A 15,115-nucleotide genomic window follows, 5' to 3' on the forward strand; every position below is an offset into this window, starting at 1 on the left:
CGAGGTTTGTCGAAGCGAGGTTTGTCCAGGCGAGGTTTGTCGAAGCGAGGCTTTGCTGGCCTTGTGTCTTCGCGCGCCGCATGTGCGGCCGGCGTCTTCTTGGCGGGACGGCGCAAGGGCCGATCGCCGCCGGGGGAGCCGGCGCGGGTATTTCGTTTCTTTTCGGTCATGGGTTCTGATAGCAGGCGCCAAGCGCGCTTTGAAGCGGGGTTTGCTTAAGAGATGCAAATGAATGGCAAGGACCCTTTCAGCGCCGCCTTCGAGCAGGCGCGGACGGCGGCGGCGGCGGGCGAAGTTCCGGTCGGCGCAGTGCTTATGCGCAATGGCGAAATCATCGCCGCCGCCGGCAATCGCACGCTGCGCGATCGCGATCCGACGGCGCACGCCGAAATGCTTGTGATTCGCCAAGCCTGCGCCGCGATCGGCTCGGAGCGCCTCGTCGACTGCGACCTCTATGTGACGCTCGAGCCCTGCGCCATGTGCGCGGCTGCGATTTCCTTCGCGCGCATTCGGCGGCTCTATTATGCGGCAAGCGATCCGAAGGGGGGCGGCGTGGAGCACGGGCCGCGGTTTTTCGCGCAGCCGACCTGCCATCATCGGCCTGAAGTCTATGGCGGCATTCGCGAAAGCGAGGCGGCGCTGCTCCTTCGCGAATTCTTTCAGGCGCGGCGCTAGCGCGCGGCTCGCGAAAACGCTCTGATTTAGGGGTGGAGCAGATTCACGTTTAAAGCGGTTCGGATCTGCGATCCGCCTCAAACGATCCTGCTCCGAGCCTCTAACCGCAGCGCCGCTTGCGCCAGTCCCTGGCGCAGCGTGTCGCGGCAGGCGTCGCCGGCAGCGAAAATGCGCGACGCCTTGAAGAGGTCCAGCGCGAGATATTGATGCACTTCCGGTCGGATGAGCACGTCGGGCGGCCGCTCGGCGATCATGCGCGAGCTGATCGCGTTCATCATGATCTGGCTCGCGACGATCATCGTCTCGAAGGCGGACGGCGGCCCCTTGCCGGTCTCGACGCCGAAATTGCCGGAGACGTCGACGGCGATGACAATGTCGGCAAGGCCCCACAGATGATCGTAGGGAAGCGGATTGACCAATCCGCCATCGACGAAATAGCCGTGATCGCTTGCGGCGGCCCGCACAATGCCCGGGATCGCCATTGATCCGGCGACGGCGGGGCTCAGCGGGCCCGTGGCGAAAACCGCCTCGATGCGGCGACGAAAATCAGTCGCGACGACCTGCAGCGGAATGCGTAGATCTTCGAAGCGTTCCGGCATGCCTTGGGGCCAGAAGGCGTGAAGAAAGCGCTCGCCGTCGAACAGCAGCGGATGCGCGACGCGGGAAAGCAGCCGCTTTCGCCCCCGCGCCCGCGCATGAAGCAGCCGGCGCGCGAGTCCGATGCGGTTCTTGAGTATGGCCTGGGTGTGGGCGCGCAGCTCCGCGCCCGAGAAGCCTGCGGCATAAGCGGCGCCGACGATGGCGCCGATCGAGGCGCCGGCGATGGCGACCGGCCGCACGCCGAGGTCGTCGAGCGCTTCGAGCACGCAGATATGGGCAAGCCCGCGGGCGCCGCCGCCGCCAAGGGCGAGCGCGACGGTCTTGCCGCGATAGAGGCTCACAGGAAATTCTCCAGGGCGGCAAGCGTCTTTGCCGGCGCCTCCTCCATCGAATAAAGGCCGGAGTCGACGCGCGCCTCTTCGATATCGTCGGCCCATTCGCGCCACGCCGCGACGAGCGAGGGGCCGGCCGCCGGAAAGGTGGCGGCGCCCGCGACGATGAGCGTGGGCATGGCGAGTTTCTTTCCCTCCGCCTTATCGGCCGCAAGCTGCTCGCGATCGATAGTGGCGCCGGCGCGGAAATCCTCGCAGAAGGCGTGAATGCGCGCCGGGTCGTTGAAGGCCTGGCGATAGGCGGCGAGCGCCTCCGCGCCGAACGGCTCCAGCGACTTCGCCTTGGTTGCGTTCATCAGCGCATCGTCGAGAAATCCGATCGGATCGAGCCCGATCAGCTCTTCCGGCTTGGGCGCGTCAGCCGCCAGGAAGCGCGCGCGTCCGACGCGCTGCAGATCCCCATCGCCGAAGTCATCGTCAATCGGCGCGATATTGATGAGCGCTATCTTATCGAGCCGACCGGGCTGATCGAGCGCGAGGCGCTGGCCGACGCGCGCGCCCCTGTCGTGACCGATGAGCGCGAAGCGCACATGGCCGAGCGACTCCATGACCGCGACGACGTCGGCGGCCATTTCCCGTTTCGTATACTGCTCGCCCTTTTCGCTCGCCGGAGCCGCCGACCAGCCATAGCCGCGCAGGTCCATCGCAACGACGGTGAAACGCTTGGCGAGCGCCGGCGCAATTTTGCGCCAGGCGACATGCGTCTCGCCGAACCCGTGCAACAGAACCACGGCCCGACCCTCGCCGTGGACGCGGGCGAATATCTTGCCAGCCGGCGCATCGATCCAATGCGAAGCGAATCCAGGAAAAAAATCTGCGGAATCGGACATTCGTTACAACCATCTCCCTTGGACGTGCATGTCTGCGCGAACGTTATACAGTATCAGCGCCGACGCTCCCGAAATATATATCGCGGATCGTCAAGCGACTATGTCACGAAGATCGTGCGTCTTGTCTGCTTGAAAAGGAAGCTGAAGCGCTTCTATGTTGAGAAAGGTCAAAAAAAAATTTGCAAAGCAACACGGCAACACGGGAGAGCCACATGGCAAGCCAGATCGTCAACGAGGTCGTAACGGCGAACAATGCCTACGCCGCCAATTTTGGAAGCAAGAGCGAACTTGCGCTGCCGCCGGCGCGCGGCTTCGCGATCCTGACCTGCATGGACGCGCGTCTCGATCCCGCGAAATATGCCGGGCTTTCCGAAGGCGACGCGCATGTGATCCGCAACGCCGGCGGTCGCGCCTCGGACGACGCGATTCGCTCGCTCGTCATTTCTCACAAGCTGCTCGGCACCAAGGAGTGGTTTGTCATTCACCACACCAATTGCGGCATGGAGCTCTTCTGCGACGAGATCATGAGCGATTTGCTGGATGATAATCTCGCGACGGCGAGTTTCGACGGCAAGAACTGGTCGAATCCGCAACATGGCGGCGGCTGCTCGGCCGGCCATTTCATCAAATGGCACACGATCAAGAATCAGGAGGAAAGCGTCGCGCAGGACGTGGCGCGCATCCGCTCGCACCCGCTGGTGCCAAAGAACATCCCGATCTACGGCTACATCTATGATGTGAAGACCGGCAAGATCAACGAAGTCGCGGAAGCGACCAAGCTCGGCAAGGCCGCGTAAACCGCCTCATCGCGAGGTTCGTCATTGCGCGTCGTCGCTGCGCAATGACGAGCTGATACGCGTTCAGGCTACTCTGTTCGCTTGGGCGAATGTCATTCCCGGCGGGCCGAAGGCCTGACCGGGAATCCAGAGCCGGTTCAAAGACGCTGGGTTGCTCTGGATTCCCGATCGCGCGCAAAGCGCGCGTCGGGAATGACATCCGAGACGCTCGCAAGCATTTCAACTCACTCCACCGCGCCGCCGCGGGCGCGCCAGCCGCCGGTGCCCGGCGCGTAGTGACAGACATCCTTCCGTCCGGCGCCTTGCGCCTGCGCCAGCGCCTTGGCCGAACGTCCCCCGGCCTGGCAAATGAGAACGACGTCGCCCTTCGGAAGCTTTGCGGGATCGAAGCCCGAGAGCGGCATGTTCCTGGCGCCCGGCACATGGCCGGCGCCATATTCGTGCGGCTCGCGCACATCGACGATCGCGCAGGATTTGTCCGCAACGACGCGGCAGAAATCGTCATGTTCGATCGTCGGCGCCGCGCCGCCGCCCGCGAGTTTCGATAGGAGAGAGCCAAAAGCCATTGTTCGTTCCTTTCTTCTCAGGCTTGCTTTTCGGCGTCGAACTGAGCGAAGGCGGCGAGCGCGTGGCTCGCATACATCACCGACGGTCCGGCGCCCATGTAGATGCTCATGGCGAGCGTCTCCATCACCTCCTCGCGCGTCGCGCCGCGCTGTGACGCGGCTTTGGCGTGGAAAGCGATGCAATCGTCGCAGCGCACCGCGACGCTGACCGCAAGCGCGATCAGTTCCTTTGTCTTGGCGTCGAGCGCGCCTTGCGCGCCCGCCGAGATCGCCATCGCCGAAAAGGCCTTCATGACCTCGGGCGATCCGACGCGCAATTCTCTTATGTCGGCGGAGAGCTTTTTGGCGAGCGCCGCCCAGTCTTCGATCATGAGGCCCTCCTTTGTTCGTCGTCGCGCAAGACGACATAGATCGCGGGGATGACGAGCAGGGTCAGCGCCGTCGACGAAGCGAGGCCGAAGACCAGCGAAATGGCGAGGCCCTGAAAGATCGGATCGGTAAGGATAAAGGCCGCGCCGATGATCGCCGCGGCGGCGGTGAGAAATATCGGCTTGAAGCGGACGGCGCCCGCTTCGATCAGCGCCGCGCGCAAGCTCATGCCGCGGGCGCGCAAATGCCGGATGAAGTCGACGAGCAGGATCGAATTGCGCACAACGATTCCGGCGAGCGCGATGAAGCCAATCATCGAGGTGGCGGTGAAGGCGGCGTTGAACAGGATATGGCCGATGACGATGCCGACGAGCGTCAGCGGCACCGGCGCCAGGATGACCAACGGCAGTTTGAACGAGCCGAACTGCGCGACGACAAGAAGATAGATGCCGAGCAGCGCCACCATGAAGGCGGCGCCCATGTCGCGGAAGGTGACATAGGTCACCTCCCACTCGCCGTCCCAGAGCAGTGTGGGCTTGGAATCATCGAGCGGCTGGCCGTGATATTTGATCGTCGGCGCGCCCGATACGCCCCAATCGATCTTGTTGATCTCGTCTTCGACCGCCAGCATCCCATAGATCGGCGCTTCGAAACGTCCGGCGACTTCGGCGCTGACCATTTCGGCGAAGCGGCCGTTATGCCGGAAAATCGGATAGGAGCCCTGTTCGCGCGTCGCCTTGACGACGTCGCCGAGTTCGACATTGGCGCCCTGACGCGCGGTGCCGCCGGCGGGCAGCGGCGTCGACAGGATTCTTTCGCTCGGCGTCATGGCCCCGCGCGGCAACGCCACGGAAATATCGATGGGCTTCGCGCCGCCGCCTTTTTGCGAAAAGCCGATCTTCACGCCACCGACCAGGGCGCCGATCGTGTCGTAGACGGCGCGCTCTTCGACGCCATGATATTCGAGGGCTTCCTGATCGATCTCGAAGCGCAGGCGCTCGGCGCGCTGGCCGAAGCTGTCGTCCGTATCGACGACGAAATCGACCGCGTCAAAAGCCTTGCGCACTTTCGCCGCGAGATCGCGCCGCGACTGCGCGTCCGGACCATAGACTTCGGCGAGCAGCGTCGACAGCACGGGCGGGCCCGGCGGCACTTCGACGACCTTGATCGCGGTATGCTCCGGCGCGGGCAGGCCTTCGAGCCGCTTGCGAATGTCGAGCGCGATCGCATGGCTCGCGCGGCTGCGCTCGGCCTTCGGCTGCAGATTGATCGCCAGATCGCCCATCTCCGGCGCCTTGCGCATATAATAATGCCGCACGAGACCGTTGAAGTTGAACGGCGCGGCCGCGCCCGCATAGGACTGAACCGAGGTAAGTTCGGGGATGTCCTTCAGACGTTCGGCCGCCGCCGTCAGCACCCGATCCGTTTCTTCGAGAGAAGCGCCGCGCGGCAGATCGACGACGACCGCGATCTCCGACTTGTTGTCGAAAGGCAGCAGCTTCACGCGGACGGTTTTCGTGACGAAAAGCCCCATGGAGAGAAGCGTCGCGAGGCCGACGGCCGCAAGAAACCACTGCGAACGCTTGCGGCCCTTCAGCAAGGGCGTCGCGACGCGCACATAGAAATTGCCCATGGGGCCGCGTTCATGCGCATGATCGACGCCGTCGCCGCCCTCCTGCGCGAAACGCTTGCCGGCGACCTTGAGCAGAAGCCAGGGCGTGATTGTCATGGCGACGAAGAACGAAAATATCATCGCGAGCGACGCGTTCGCGGGAATGGGGCTCATATAGGGCCCCATCAGGCCGGAGACGAACATCATCGGCAGCAGCGCGGCGACGATGGTGAGCGTCGCGACGATGGTCGGATTGCCGACTTCCGCCACGGCTTCCACCGCCGTGTCGATCAGGCTGCGGGAGCCGCGCATATGCCAGTGGCGCACGATGTTTTCAACGACAACGATGGCGTCGTCGACCAGAATGCCGATCGAGAAGATGAGCGCGAAAAGACTGACGCGATTGATCGTATAGCCCATCAGCCATGAGGCGAAGAGCGTGAGCAGAATCGTCGTCGGGATGATGACGAAGACGACGACGCCCTCGCGCCAGCCGACCATCACCACGATGAGCGCGACGATCGACACGGTCGCCAGCGCGAGATGGAAAAGCAGCTCATTGGCCTTTTCGGTCGCCGTCTCGCCATAGTCGCGCGTCACCGCGATCTCGATGTCGTCGGGGACGATGCGGCCCTTGACCGCCTCGAGCCGATGCATGATCTCGTCGGCGACGATCACGGCGTTGGCGCCCCTGCGCTTCGCGATGGCGATGCTGACGGCGGGACGCTTATCGAGACCGCCCGCTGCGTTGCGGGTCATGGTCCAGCTGCGCCGGTCGGGCTCGGCCGCGCCGACGCGCACATCGGCGACGTCTTTTACATAGACCGGCCGTCCGTCTCTCGTGGTGAGCAGCAGCAGGCCGACATCGGGAACGCCTTGAAGGGTCTGGCCGGCGACGACCGGCACAGCGCGATTGGCCTCGCGAAACGCGCCGACGAGAAAGGAGCGGTTGGCGTTGGTCAGCTTGTCGATGAGCTGATTGAGCGTCACCCCAGATTGCGACAGGCGCTCGGGATCGGGTTCGACGCGGATCTGATTGGGACTGCCGCCGACGATGTAACTTAAGCCGACGTCATTGACCTTGGTGAGGTCGTGCTGCAATTCCTCGGCGACTTGATAGAGGCCGTTGTCGGTCCATCTGTCGGCGCGCTCGGGCTTCGCGGAGAGCGTCAGCACGACGATCGCCACGTCATCGATGCCGCGGCCGACGATCAGCGGCTCGGGAATGCCCTTCGGCAGCTCGCCGATATTGGCGCGTATCTTGTCGTGAATGCGCAGCACGGCGTTGTCTTGCGGGGTGCCGACGAAGAAGCGGGCGGTGACGACCACATTGTCGTCGCGCGTCTGCGAATAGACATGCTCGACGCCGTTGACGCCCTTGATGATGTCCTCGAGCGGGCGCGTGATGAGTTCGATCGCGTCTTCAGCCTTATAGCCGTTGGCCGACACCATAATGTCGACCATGGGCACGGAGATCTGCGGCTCCTCCTCGCGCGGCAGCGAGCGCAGCGCGATCAGTCCAACGAGGATCGAGGCGAGCAGCAGCAGCGGCGTCAGCGGCGAATTGATGAAGATGCGCGTCAGCGTGCCGGAAATGCCGGGGCGAAATTCATCGCTCATGGCGTCGACACCACGTCGCCGTCATGGAGGCCGGAAAGAATCTCGACGCCGTCGCCGTGCGCTTCGCCAAGCTGAATGACGACTTCTTCGCCGGAGGCGAGTCGGACGAAATCCACGCCGGCGCGTCGATAGACCGCGTTGCGCGGGATGATGATCGTGTCGCGCTTCCCCGTCGTGACGTAAACGCGCGCCCGTTCGCCGACGAAATAGTCGCCGAGCCCGACGACGTCGACGTCGGCGATGACGCGGCCGCCCTGAATTTCGGGATAGACGATGCGCACGCGACCCTGCTTGCGTCCGCCGCCCGCTTCTTCGTGCAGGCCGCGCGCGCCGATCTCGACCTTGTCGCCGGCGCGCATGAAACGCGCGTGACGTTCGGGCAATTGCAAACGCAGGATATATTTGTCTTCGGCGATCGTCGCGATGGTTTCGCCCGGCATGACAACGCGCCCCACGGAAACCGGGATGGTGAGGATGCGGCCAGGCCCCGGCGCGCGCACCGAGCCTTCCGCCGCCTGCTGTTCAATCACGCTGCGATCGGAGCGCAGGGCCGAGAGGTTGCGGTCGGCGACGTCGAGCGCCGTCTTCGCCTGATCAAACAGCGCCTTGGTATAGACTCCGCGCCGAAACAGTTCCTGCGCGCGGTCGAAATCGCCCTGCGCCTTCTCGCGCTGCGCCTGCTGAGAGCGGATGCGCTGATCGAGCGCCTGCATCTGCAGAAAAAGCTTCTGATCGACGACCGAAGCGATCTCGGCGCCGCCGGCGACGTCATCGCCCTCTTTGATCTTGAGCGCGCTCACCGTGCCGCCGATCCGCGCCCGCGCCGTCAACTGATGCGCCGGCTCGACCGAGGCGACGACCGCCTTGAGGTCCTCCACTGGGGCGACCCGGATCGTGATCTCTCCGGCATTCGCGCCCAAGGAAACGCCCAAGGCATAAGCCAGCGCTGCGAGGAGCGCCGTCGGCGCAAGATAAGAGCGGCCCATTTGTCTCATGTGCTTATTTATATGCATAAAACATAAATTAGCAACGACGAATTTAATGCGTGCGAACCTGTCCCTATAAAAAACGGAAAGGGCGGCGCGCCGCCCTCCAACTCTCCGGGTGAGATTTTGTCAGCCCCAAAGGTTGCACCAGCCGCGCGCGCTGACGGGGCCGCTCACTACGCCGCACCCCGAGGGCGGATTGAAGTAGGAACAATTGGCGCAGCTTTGCCGGCCGTTTGGCGCGCCGCGATAGGCGGCGGCGGCCTTGCTCGACTTCGCTTGCGCCCTCGTCGCTGCGCCAACCCCTGCGATGGCGGCGCCCAACATCAAAAGCAATGAGCGACGCGTCGGCGCGTGAATTTCAACCATTCGAGCCTCCCGGCCAATTCGCCCGATCTGGACGTCTCAATTAAATTAGATATACGTAATATACCAAGCGCGGCCTTCCGAATGAATGCGACATATCGCTCGTGAGGCGTCGGTCTTGGCGCGCGTTTCCGTCTTGACAATTATATTCAATAATCATAATTTAGAAACTATGAATGTAAATCTGCTTGCGCTCGCGCCAAAAGCTGCGGAGGCTGAAAGCTTTCTCAAGGCGCTGGCCAATCGACATCGGTTGATGGTGCTCTGCCAGCTGCATGGGGGCGAACTCTCGGTGACAAAGCTGCAGGAGGCGATCGGGCTCAGCCAATCGTCGCTCTCGCAGCATCTTGCGCGGCTGCGCGAGGACAAGCTCGTCAAGACCCGCCGCGAATCGCAGACGATTTACTATTCCTTGGCCGACGGCAATGTCTCGCGGATCATCGGACTGCTCTATGAAATGTTCTGCGCCGAGCAGTGCGGCAAGCCGGCCAAACCGCGCGCGCGCGCCAAATCGAAGGAACTCACGCGATGAGCATTGATCGCATCGTTATGGCTTTCGCCGGGACCATGATCCTCCTCAGTCTGCTCTTGGCGCAGTTGTTCAGTCCGTGGTGGCTCCTGCTCACCGCTTTCGTCGGCGTCAATCTGTTGCAGGCGGCCTTCACGGGCCTCTGCCCATTGGCGATGGCGCTGAAGCGATACGGCGCCAAATCGGGCGCCGCCTTCTAGACGTCGTCGACGTTCAGCATAGGCGCGTTAACCGTTCGCAGCGCGCTTATGTGAAGACTTTGGATCCGTGAGCGACAAAGGGCAGACGATGCCGTCCGACTGGGTCGACGAAACGCCCTCCTTGCGCAGCCTCGACGCGGCGACAAAGACGCTTCTGCGCGAGGCCGCCGTACGTAAGCACATCCCGCGCGGCGCCGTGCTGTTTCGGCCCGGCGATCGCTGCGCGCAATTTCCGCTGATCGTCACGGGCTCCGTGCGGGTGCAGCGGGTGACCGAATCGGGTCGGGAAATCGTGCTCTACCGGGTCGGCGCGAATGAAACCTGCATTCTGACGACAGCCTCGCTGCTCTCGGATGACGCCTACGCCGCCGAGGGCGTCGCTGAAACTGACGTCACCGCTTATGTCGTGTCCGCCGATCGCTTCAACGCGCTGATGAACACGTCCGAAGGCTTCCGTGGGCTGGTGTTCGAGGGCTACGGCAAGCGTCTCGCCACGCTAATGTCGCGCATCGAGGAAATCGTCTGCACGCGTATCAATGTTCGCTTGGCCGAACGTCTTCTCGCGCTGCGCGGCGCAGGCGACAAGATCGCTGCCACGCAGCAGGCGCTCGCCGCCGATCTCGGCACTGCGCGCGAAGTCGTCGGCCGCACGCTGAAAACATTTGAGCGCTGCGGCTGGATAAAATTGTCGCGCGGCGGCGCCGAGATCGTCAATCTGGCGGCGTTACGTTCGCTCTGCGACGCGCAGCGTGACTAAGTCGCGGACATGCGCGCGACAAGCGCGCATGTCGTCGCCAATGAGCGCAACCGTCAGCGCGAAACTTAATACGCGCAAAGCGCAAAGGGGAGACTGAAATGGCTCACATCGTCATCATGGGCGCCGGGATCGGCGGCGTCGCCGCCGCGATCGAAGTTCGCGAGGGACTCGCCAAACAACATCAGGTCACGGTCGTTTCGGAACTCGAGAACTTCCAGTTCACGCCGTCCAATCCCTGGCTCGCGGTGCAATGGCGTAAGCCGGAAGAACTCAAGGTTCCGCTCGCGCCTGTCTTCAAGAAGAAGAAGATCAATTTCATTCCGGTGGGCGCGAAGCGCGTTCTGCCTGACGAAAACCGTCTCGAACTGCAGAATGGCGAGAGCGTCGCCTACGATTATCTCGTTATCGCGACCGGGCCGAAACTCGCCTTTGAGGAATTGCCGGGACTTGGGCCGCATGGCGGACACACGCATTCGATCTGCACCCTGCAACATGCCGAGATCGCATCGAAAGCCTATGAGGAGTTCTGCAAGAATCCCGGCCCGATCATCATCGGCGCCGCGCCCGGCGTCTCCTGCTTTGGTCCGGCGTATGAATACGCCATGATCCTTTCCACCGACCTGCGTCGGCGCGGCATCCGCGACAAGGTGCCGATGACGTACATCACGTCCGAGCCCTATGTCGGCCATCTGGGTTTGGGCGGCGTCGGCGATACGAAAGGGATGCTCGAATCGGCGTTTCGCGATCGCGACATCAAATGGATCGTCAACGCCAAGACGACCGCCGTCGAACCTGGCCTTCTCAAATGCGCCGAGCTCGACGACCAGGGACAAGTCAAGAAAGAGCACGAAGTGCCGTTCAAATTCGCCATGGTGATGCCGGCCTTCAAAGGCGTCGACGCGCTAATGGGCGTCGAGGGACTGGTCAATCCGCGCGGCTTCGTCATCATCGACAAGAATCAGCGCAATCCGAAGTACCGAAATGTTTTCGGCGTCGGCGTCTGCGTTGCGATCCCGCCTGTCGAGGCGACGCCGGTGCCGACGGGCACGCCGAAGACCGGCTACATGATCGAGTCGATGGTCACGGCGACGGCGCATAATATCGCCGCGCTGATCGCGGGGCGCGAAGCAAAGGAAGAAGGCACGTGGAATGCGGTTTGCCTAGCGGATTTCGGCGACAAGGGCGTCGCCTTCGTCGCAAAGCCGCAGATTCCGCCGCGCAACGTCAATTGGTCGAGCGAGGGGCGGTGGGTGCATCTCGCCAAGATCGCCTATGAGAAATACTTCCTGCGCAAGGTCCGCAAGGGACAGAGCGAGCCTGTCTATGAGCGGTATATCATGAAACTGCTCGGCATCGAACGGCTGCGCCGCGCCCTGTCATAAGGCTGCGCCGCAGCCATGCAAGGCTAGGGCATGCAACGCTGGGGGATGAGTCGATGGGCACAAGACCATTAGGACGCGAGATCGCCATTGCGCTTGGGTTCAAGTTGCTGGCGCTCATCGCGCTCTACGTTGTGTTCTTCGGCCCCGCGCATCGCATTAAGGTGACGCCGGCGCAGATGGCGGAAGCGCTGTCCGCCACCGCGCCGCGCTGACATCGATCAGGAGCTCAAAATGTTCGAATTCGACGTCGTCACGCTCTCGCGCCTGCAATTTGCGCTGACGGCGATGTATCACTTCCTTTTTGTGCCGTTGACGCTGGGCCTCGCGCTGCTGCTCGCGATCATGGAAAGCGTCTATGTGATGACGGGGCGCACCGTCTGGCGCGAGGCGACGCAATTCTGGGGCACGCTATTTGGCATCAACTTCGCCATGGGCGTCGCCACCGGCGTCACGATGGAATTTCAGTTTGGCACCAACTGGGCCTATTACTCGCATTACGTCGGCGACATTTTTGGCGCGCCGCTCGCCATCGAAGGCTTGATGGCCTTCTTCCTCGAGGCGACCTTCGTCGGCCTATTCTTCTTCGGCTGGAAACGCTTAAGCAAGGTGCAGCATCTCGTCGTCACCTGGCTCGTCGCGCTCGGCGCCAATTTCTCGGCGCTGTGGATCCTCGTCGCCAACGCCTGGATGCAGAACCCGGTCGGCGCCGCGTTCAATCCGCAGACGATGCGCATGGAGCTCACGTCCTTCACCGAAGTGTTGTTCAATCCCGTGGCGCAGTCGAAATTCGTGCACACAGTCAGCGCCGGCTATGTCACGGGCGCGATGTTTGTCATGTCGATCGCCGCCTATTTCATTTTGAACCGTCGCCATATCGATATCGCTCGGCGCTCGCTGACGGTGGCGGCGAGCTTCGGCCTCGCTTCCGCGCTTTCGGTCGTCGTGCTCGGCGACGAGAGCGGCTATACGGCGGGCGAGAACCAGAAGATGAAAATCGCCGCGATCGAGGCGATGTGGGAGACGGAGCCGCCGCCGGCCTCCTTTACGGTCTTCGGTTTTCCTGATCTCAAGAGTGAAACGACGAAAGACGAGATCAGGATACCCTATCTCCTGGGCTTGATCGCGACGCGCTCGCTCGACAAGCCGGTCGAAGGCGTGAAAGCGTTGGTCGAGCGCGCGGAGACGCGCATCCGCAACGGCATGGCCGGCTATCAGTGGCTCGCGAAAGAAGGCGGCCATCCCAACGCGGCCGTGCCGCCGGAACTCGAATCGTCGATGCGCGACGTCGGCCATTCGCTGCTCGTCAAGCGCATTCGCCCCGACATCGAGAATGCGACCGACGCGCAGATCCATGAAGCGGCGATGTCGACGATCCCCGACGTGCCGGTGCTGTTCTGGTCGTTCCGAATCATGGTGGCGCTGGGGTTCTATTTCATCGCGCTCTTCGGTGTGGCCTTTTACCTCTCGAGCCGACGACGCTGCGGGAAACCCTGGTTCCTGCGCATGACCATGTATAGCTTGCCATTGCCATGGGTCGCCGCCGAACTCGGCTGGATCGTCGCCGAATATGGCCGGCAGCCGTGGATCATCGACGCGACAATGCCGACGTTCCTCGGCGTCTCCAACATCCCCGCGTCGAACGTCGCGGCGAGCCTCGCAGCCTTCGTGCTGTTCTACAGCGCGCTGGCCATCATCGATGTTGGGCTCATCGTCAAATATGTCCGCATTGGACCGCGGGAGGAGGCCAAGCCCCAGGGCTCCGGCGCGCCCGTGATTCCCGCGCCGGCGCCGGCGCAAACGCGATAGGAAAGGCGAAAGCGATGTTCGACTATATGACGCTTCGCCTCATCTGGTGGGCGATTCTCGGCGTCCTGCTCGTGGGCTTCGCCGTCATGGACGGCTTCGACATTGGCGTCGCCATGCTGCATCCTTTCGTTGCGCGCAATGACACGCAGCGGCGGGTGACGCTGAACACGATCGGTCCCGTCTGGGAAGGCAACCAGGTCTGGTTCATTCTCGGCGGCGGCGCCGCCTTCGCGGCCTGGCCGCCGCTTTATGCGGTGTCCTTCTCCGGCTTCTATCTTGCGATGCTGCTGGTGCTGATCGGCCTCATTCTGCGGCCGGTGGCGATCACCTTCCGCGACAAAAGACCGGAGAGCGGCTGGCGCGAGACCTGGGACTGGCTCTTCTTCGTCTCCGGTTTTGTCCCCGCGCTGATTTTCGGCGTCGCCTTCGGCAATCTTCTGCAGGGCGTTCCGTTCCATTTCGATCAGGCGCTGCGCGCGACCTATGAGGGCGGCCTCCTTGGTCTGCTTAATCCCTTCGCCTTGCTCTGCGGCCTCGTGAGCGTAGCGATGCTCACGATGCAGGGCGCCGCCTGGCTGAGCGTGAAAAGCGAGGGTGAGGTTTCCGTCCGCGCCCGCCGATATGGCGCGCTCGCGGCGATCCTGCTGGTTCTGCTCATTTCCGCTGCGGGACTGTGGACCATGCTGGGCGTCGAAGGATTTCGCATCGACGGCGTCATCGAACATGCCGGGCCTTCGAATCCGCTGGCGAAGTCGGTGACGCGAGAAGCCGGCGCCTGGCTCGACAATTACCGCGCCTACCCCTGGATGATCGCTGCGCCCGCGCTGGCCTACGCGGGCGCGCTCGTTGCGGCGTTGGCCTTCGCCTTCTCGGCGAGCAGGATCGCGTTTCTCGCCAGCAGCCTTTCGGTCGCGGGCGTCGCGACCATGGCGGGCTTCAGCATGTTCCCGTTCCTGCTGCCGTCATCGACCCACCCGAGCCAAAGCCTGACGGTCTGGGATGCGTCGTCGAGCAAAGCGACGCTCTCGCTCATGCTCATCGCGGTGATCGTCTTTCTGCCGATCGTCCTTGCCTACACCAGCTGGGTCTACTACGTGCTGCGCGGCGCTGTGAGCGAGGCGGCGATCCGTCGCGGCGAAGATTACTACTATTGAGCGGGAGAAAACGCGGCATGTGGTATTTTTCCTGGATATTGGGGCTGGGTCTCGCCTGCGCCTTCGCCATTCTCAACGCCATGTGGCTCGAGCTCGACGACGACGACAGGCAGAAATAGCAGCCGCGCCTCAAGCGAGACTTAGTCGCTGTGCGATCTCACGCGAGGCGATAGCCTGAGATTACAGTCGCCGCAGAGAAGGGAGCTCGTCATGATAGCCAATATCGGAAGGACCGATCGGATCATCCGCATCGTCGCCGGACTCCTCTTGCTCAGCCTCGTCTTCATCGGTCCGCAGACGTTGTGGGGACTAGTCGGGCTCATTCCGCTGACCACGGCCTTCGTCAACTTCTGCCCCGCTTATAAGCTTCTGGGCATGGATACGCTCGGCAAGTAAATCGGCAAGTCGGTCGGCAGTCCTCGGGCAAGTAAATCCGTCTCGCGCACAGGTCACGGCGCGAAGATGGAACGAGCA

General features: G+C 62.9%; 18 protein-coding genes. 11 read left to right on the forward strand and 7 right to left on the reverse strand.

The annotated features are described in order from the left end of the window. Positions 1-228: 228 nt before the first annotated feature. Complete coding sequence (locus NEI07_RS06695; RefSeq protein WP_407659857.1) at positions 229-675, forward strand: nucleoside deaminase; 447 nt, start codon at positions 229-231, stop codon at positions 673-675. Positions 676-752: 77 nt separating this feature from the next. On the opposite strand, the gene NEI07_RS06700 is transcribed toward NEI07_RS06695, so the two are convergent. Then, positions 753-1,616 carry a patatin-like phospholipase family protein gene (locus NEI07_RS06700; RefSeq protein ID WP_256033555.1) on the reverse strand — a complete coding sequence of 288 codons (864 nt, stop codon included), beginning with the start codon at positions 1,614-1,616 and terminating at the stop codon, positions 753-755. After that, positions 1,613-2,497, reverse strand: a complete 885-nt coding sequence (locus NEI07_RS06705) for an alpha/beta fold hydrolase (RefSeq protein WP_256033557.1) — start codon at positions 2,495-2,497, stop codon at positions 1,613-1,615. The genes NEI07_RS06700 and NEI07_RS06705 overlap by 4 nt, the downstream gene beginning before the upstream one ends. A gap of 212 nt (positions 2,498-2,709) precedes the next feature. Between NEI07_RS06705 and NEI07_RS06710 the strand changes: the two genes are divergently transcribed. Next, positions 2,710-3,294, forward strand: a complete 585-nt coding sequence (locus NEI07_RS06710) for a carbonic anhydrase (RefSeq protein WP_256033560.1) — start codon at positions 2,710-2,712, stop codon at positions 3,292-3,294. 224 nt (positions 3,295-3,518) lie between these two features. Here the strand turns inward: NEI07_RS06710 and NEI07_RS06715 are convergent, their stop codons facing one another. From NEI07_RS06715 to NEI07_RS06735, 5 genes are all read right to left on the reverse strand, one after another. Next, a complete protein-coding gene (locus NEI07_RS06715) occupies positions 3,519-3,860 on the reverse strand; it encodes a rhodanese-like domain-containing protein (RefSeq protein WP_256033562.1) in 342 nt (113 codons plus the stop codon). Between the two features lie 17 nt (positions 3,861-3,877). After that, on the reverse strand, positions 3,878-4,231 hold the full coding sequence (locus tag NEI07_RS06720) for a carboxymuconolactone decarboxylase family protein (RefSeq protein WP_256033565.1): 354 nt from the start codon (positions 4,229-4,231) through the stop codon (positions 3,878-3,880). Further along, positions 4,228-7,461: an efflux RND transporter permease subunit gene (locus NEI07_RS06725; RefSeq protein WP_256033566.1), complete on the reverse strand. Its 3,234-nt coding sequence runs from the start codon at positions 7,459-7,461 to the stop codon at positions 4,228-4,230. The genes NEI07_RS06720 and NEI07_RS06725 overlap by 4 nt, the downstream gene beginning before the upstream one ends. Continuing rightward, entirely contained in the window at positions 7,458-8,447 is a 990-nt protein-coding gene (locus NEI07_RS06730) for an efflux RND transporter periplasmic adaptor subunit (protein WP_256033568.1), read from the reverse strand. The genes NEI07_RS06725 and NEI07_RS06730 overlap by 4 nt, the downstream gene beginning before the upstream one ends. A gap of 129 nt (positions 8,448-8,576) precedes the next feature. Further along, positions 8,577-8,816, reverse strand: coding sequence for a high-potential iron-sulfur protein (locus NEI07_RS06735; RefSeq protein WP_256033570.1), 240 nt, complete (start codon positions 8,814-8,816; stop codon positions 8,577-8,579). Between the two features lie 169 nt (positions 8,817-8,985). Here NEI07_RS06735 and NEI07_RS06740 point away from each other — a divergent pair, with 169 nt between their 5' ends. The 9 genes from NEI07_RS06740 to NEI07_RS06780 all read left to right on the forward strand — a co-directional run bounded on the left by NEI07_RS06740 (position 8,986) and on the right by NEI07_RS06780 (position 15,037). Further along, positions 8,986-9,345, forward strand: coding sequence for an ArsR/SmtB family transcription factor (locus tag NEI07_RS06740; protein WP_018406354.1), 360 nt, complete (start codon positions 8,986-8,988; stop codon positions 9,343-9,345). Beyond that, positions 9,342-9,542 (forward strand): YgaP family membrane protein, encoded by a 201-nt coding sequence (locus NEI07_RS06745; protein ID WP_256033572.1) that lies wholly within the window; start codon positions 9,342-9,344, stop codon positions 9,540-9,542. The genes NEI07_RS06740 and NEI07_RS06745 overlap by 4 nt, the downstream gene beginning before the upstream one ends. Before the next feature lie 67 nt (positions 9,543-9,609). Continuing rightward, positions 9,610-10,299 carry a Crp/Fnr family transcriptional regulator gene (locus NEI07_RS06750; RefSeq protein WP_256033575.1) on the forward strand — a complete coding sequence of 230 codons (690 nt, stop codon included), beginning with the start codon at positions 9,610-9,612 and terminating at the stop codon, positions 10,297-10,299. Between the two features lie 98 nt (positions 10,300-10,397). Then, entirely contained in the window at positions 10,398-11,681 is a 1,284-nt protein-coding gene (locus NEI07_RS06755) for an NAD(P)/FAD-dependent oxidoreductase (protein WP_256033577.1), read from the forward strand. Between the two features lie 53 nt (positions 11,682-11,734). Then, entirely contained in the window at positions 11,735-11,893 is a 159-nt protein-coding gene (gene cydP, locus NEI07_RS06760; RefSeq protein ID WP_256033578.1) for a cytochrome oxidase putative small subunit CydP, read from the forward strand. Between the two features lie 19 nt (positions 11,894-11,912). Further along, positions 11,913-13,487 (forward strand): cytochrome ubiquinol oxidase subunit I, encoded by a 1,575-nt coding sequence (locus NEI07_RS06765; RefSeq protein ID WP_256033579.1) that lies wholly within the window; start codon positions 11,913-11,915, stop codon positions 13,485-13,487. Positions 13,488-13,501: 14 nt separating this feature from the next. Then, positions 13,502-14,641 (forward strand): cytochrome d ubiquinol oxidase subunit II, encoded by a 1,140-nt coding sequence (cydB, locus tag NEI07_RS06770; RefSeq protein WP_256033580.1) that lies wholly within the window; start codon positions 13,502-13,504, stop codon positions 14,639-14,641. 17 nt (positions 14,642-14,658) lie between these two features. Further along, on the forward strand, positions 14,659-14,760 hold the full coding sequence (gene cydX / locus NEI07_RS06775; protein ID WP_018406347.1) for a cytochrome bd-I oxidase subunit CydX: 102 nt from the start codon (positions 14,659-14,661) through the stop codon (positions 14,758-14,760). A gap of 91 nt (positions 14,761-14,851) precedes the next feature. After that, the gene (locus NEI07_RS06780) at positions 14,852-15,037 is read left to right on the forward strand and encodes a YgaP family membrane protein (protein WP_256033581.1); all 186 of its coding nucleotides are present in this window, start codon (positions 14,852-14,854) and stop codon (positions 15,035-15,037) included. The last annotated feature ends 78 nt before the right edge of the window (positions 15,038-15,115 follow it).

Origin of the sequence: Methylocystis suflitae, assembly GCF_024448135.1 — a bacterium.
Taxonomy (GTDB): domain Bacteria; phylum Pseudomonadota; class Alphaproteobacteria; order Rhizobiales; family Beijerinckiaceae; genus Methylocystis; species Methylocystis suflitae.

What these genes read in the sequence shown, in the direction of transcription:
- NEI07_RS06720 (WP_256033565.1), bottom strand. Translation starts at nt 4,231, where the DNA reads ATGATCGAAGACTGGGCGGCGCTCGCCAAAAAGCTCTCCGCCGACATA.
- NEI07_RS06705 (WP_256033557.1), bottom strand. Translation starts at nt 2,497, where the DNA reads ATGTCCGATTCCGCAGATTTTTTTCCTGGATTCGCTTCGCATTGGATC.
- NEI07_RS06765 (WP_256033579.1), top strand. Translation starts at nt 11,913, where the DNA reads ATGTTCGAATTCGACGTCGTCACGCTCTCGCGCCTGCAATTTGCGCTG.
- NEI07_RS06710 (WP_256033560.1), top strand. Translation starts at nt 2,710, where the DNA reads ATGGCAAGCCAGATCGTCAACGAGGTCGTAACGGCGAACAATGCCTAC.
- NEI07_RS06695 (WP_407659857.1), top strand. Translation starts at nt 229, where the DNA reads ATGAATGGCAAGGACCCTTTCAGCGCCGCCTTCGAGCAGGCGCGGACG.
- cydP (WP_256033578.1), top strand. Translation starts at nt 11,735, where the DNA reads ATGGGCACAAGACCATTAGGACGCGAGATCGCCATTGCGCTTGGGTTC.
- NEI07_RS06780 (WP_256033581.1), top strand. Translation starts at nt 14,852, where the DNA reads ATGATAGCCAATATCGGAAGGACCGATCGGATCATCCGCATCGTCGCC.
- NEI07_RS06725 (WP_256033566.1), bottom strand. Translation starts at nt 7,461, where the DNA reads ATGAGCGATGAATTTCGCCCCGGCATTTCCGGCACGCTGACGCGCATC.
- cydB (WP_256033580.1), top strand. Translation starts at nt 13,502, where the DNA reads ATGTTCGACTATATGACGCTTCGCCTCATCTGGTGGGCGATTCTCGGC.
- cydX (WP_018406347.1), top strand. Translation starts at nt 14,659, where the DNA reads ATGTGGTATTTTTCCTGGATATTGGGGCTGGGTCTCGCCTGCGCCTTC.
- NEI07_RS06755 (WP_256033577.1), top strand. Translation starts at nt 10,398, where the DNA reads ATGGCTCACATCGTCATCATGGGCGCCGGGATCGGCGGCGTCGCCGCC.
- NEI07_RS06745 (WP_256033572.1), top strand. Translation starts at nt 9,342, where the DNA reads ATGAGCATTGATCGCATCGTTATGGCTTTCGCCGGGACCATGATCCTC.
- NEI07_RS06730 (WP_256033568.1), bottom strand. Translation starts at nt 8,447, where the DNA reads ATGGGCCGCTCTTATCTTGCGCCGACGGCGCTCCTCGCAGCGCTGGCT.
- NEI07_RS06740 (WP_018406354.1), top strand. Translation starts at nt 8,986, where the DNA reads ATGAATGTAAATCTGCTTGCGCTCGCGCCAAAAGCTGCGGAGGCTGAA.
- NEI07_RS06715 (WP_256033562.1), bottom strand. Translation starts at nt 3,860, where the DNA reads ATGGCTTTTGGCTCTCTCCTATCGAAACTCGCGGGCGGCGGCGCGGCG.
- NEI07_RS06735 (WP_256033570.1), bottom strand. Translation starts at nt 8,816, where the DNA reads ATGGTTGAAATTCACGCGCCGACGCGTCGCTCATTGCTTTTGATGTTG.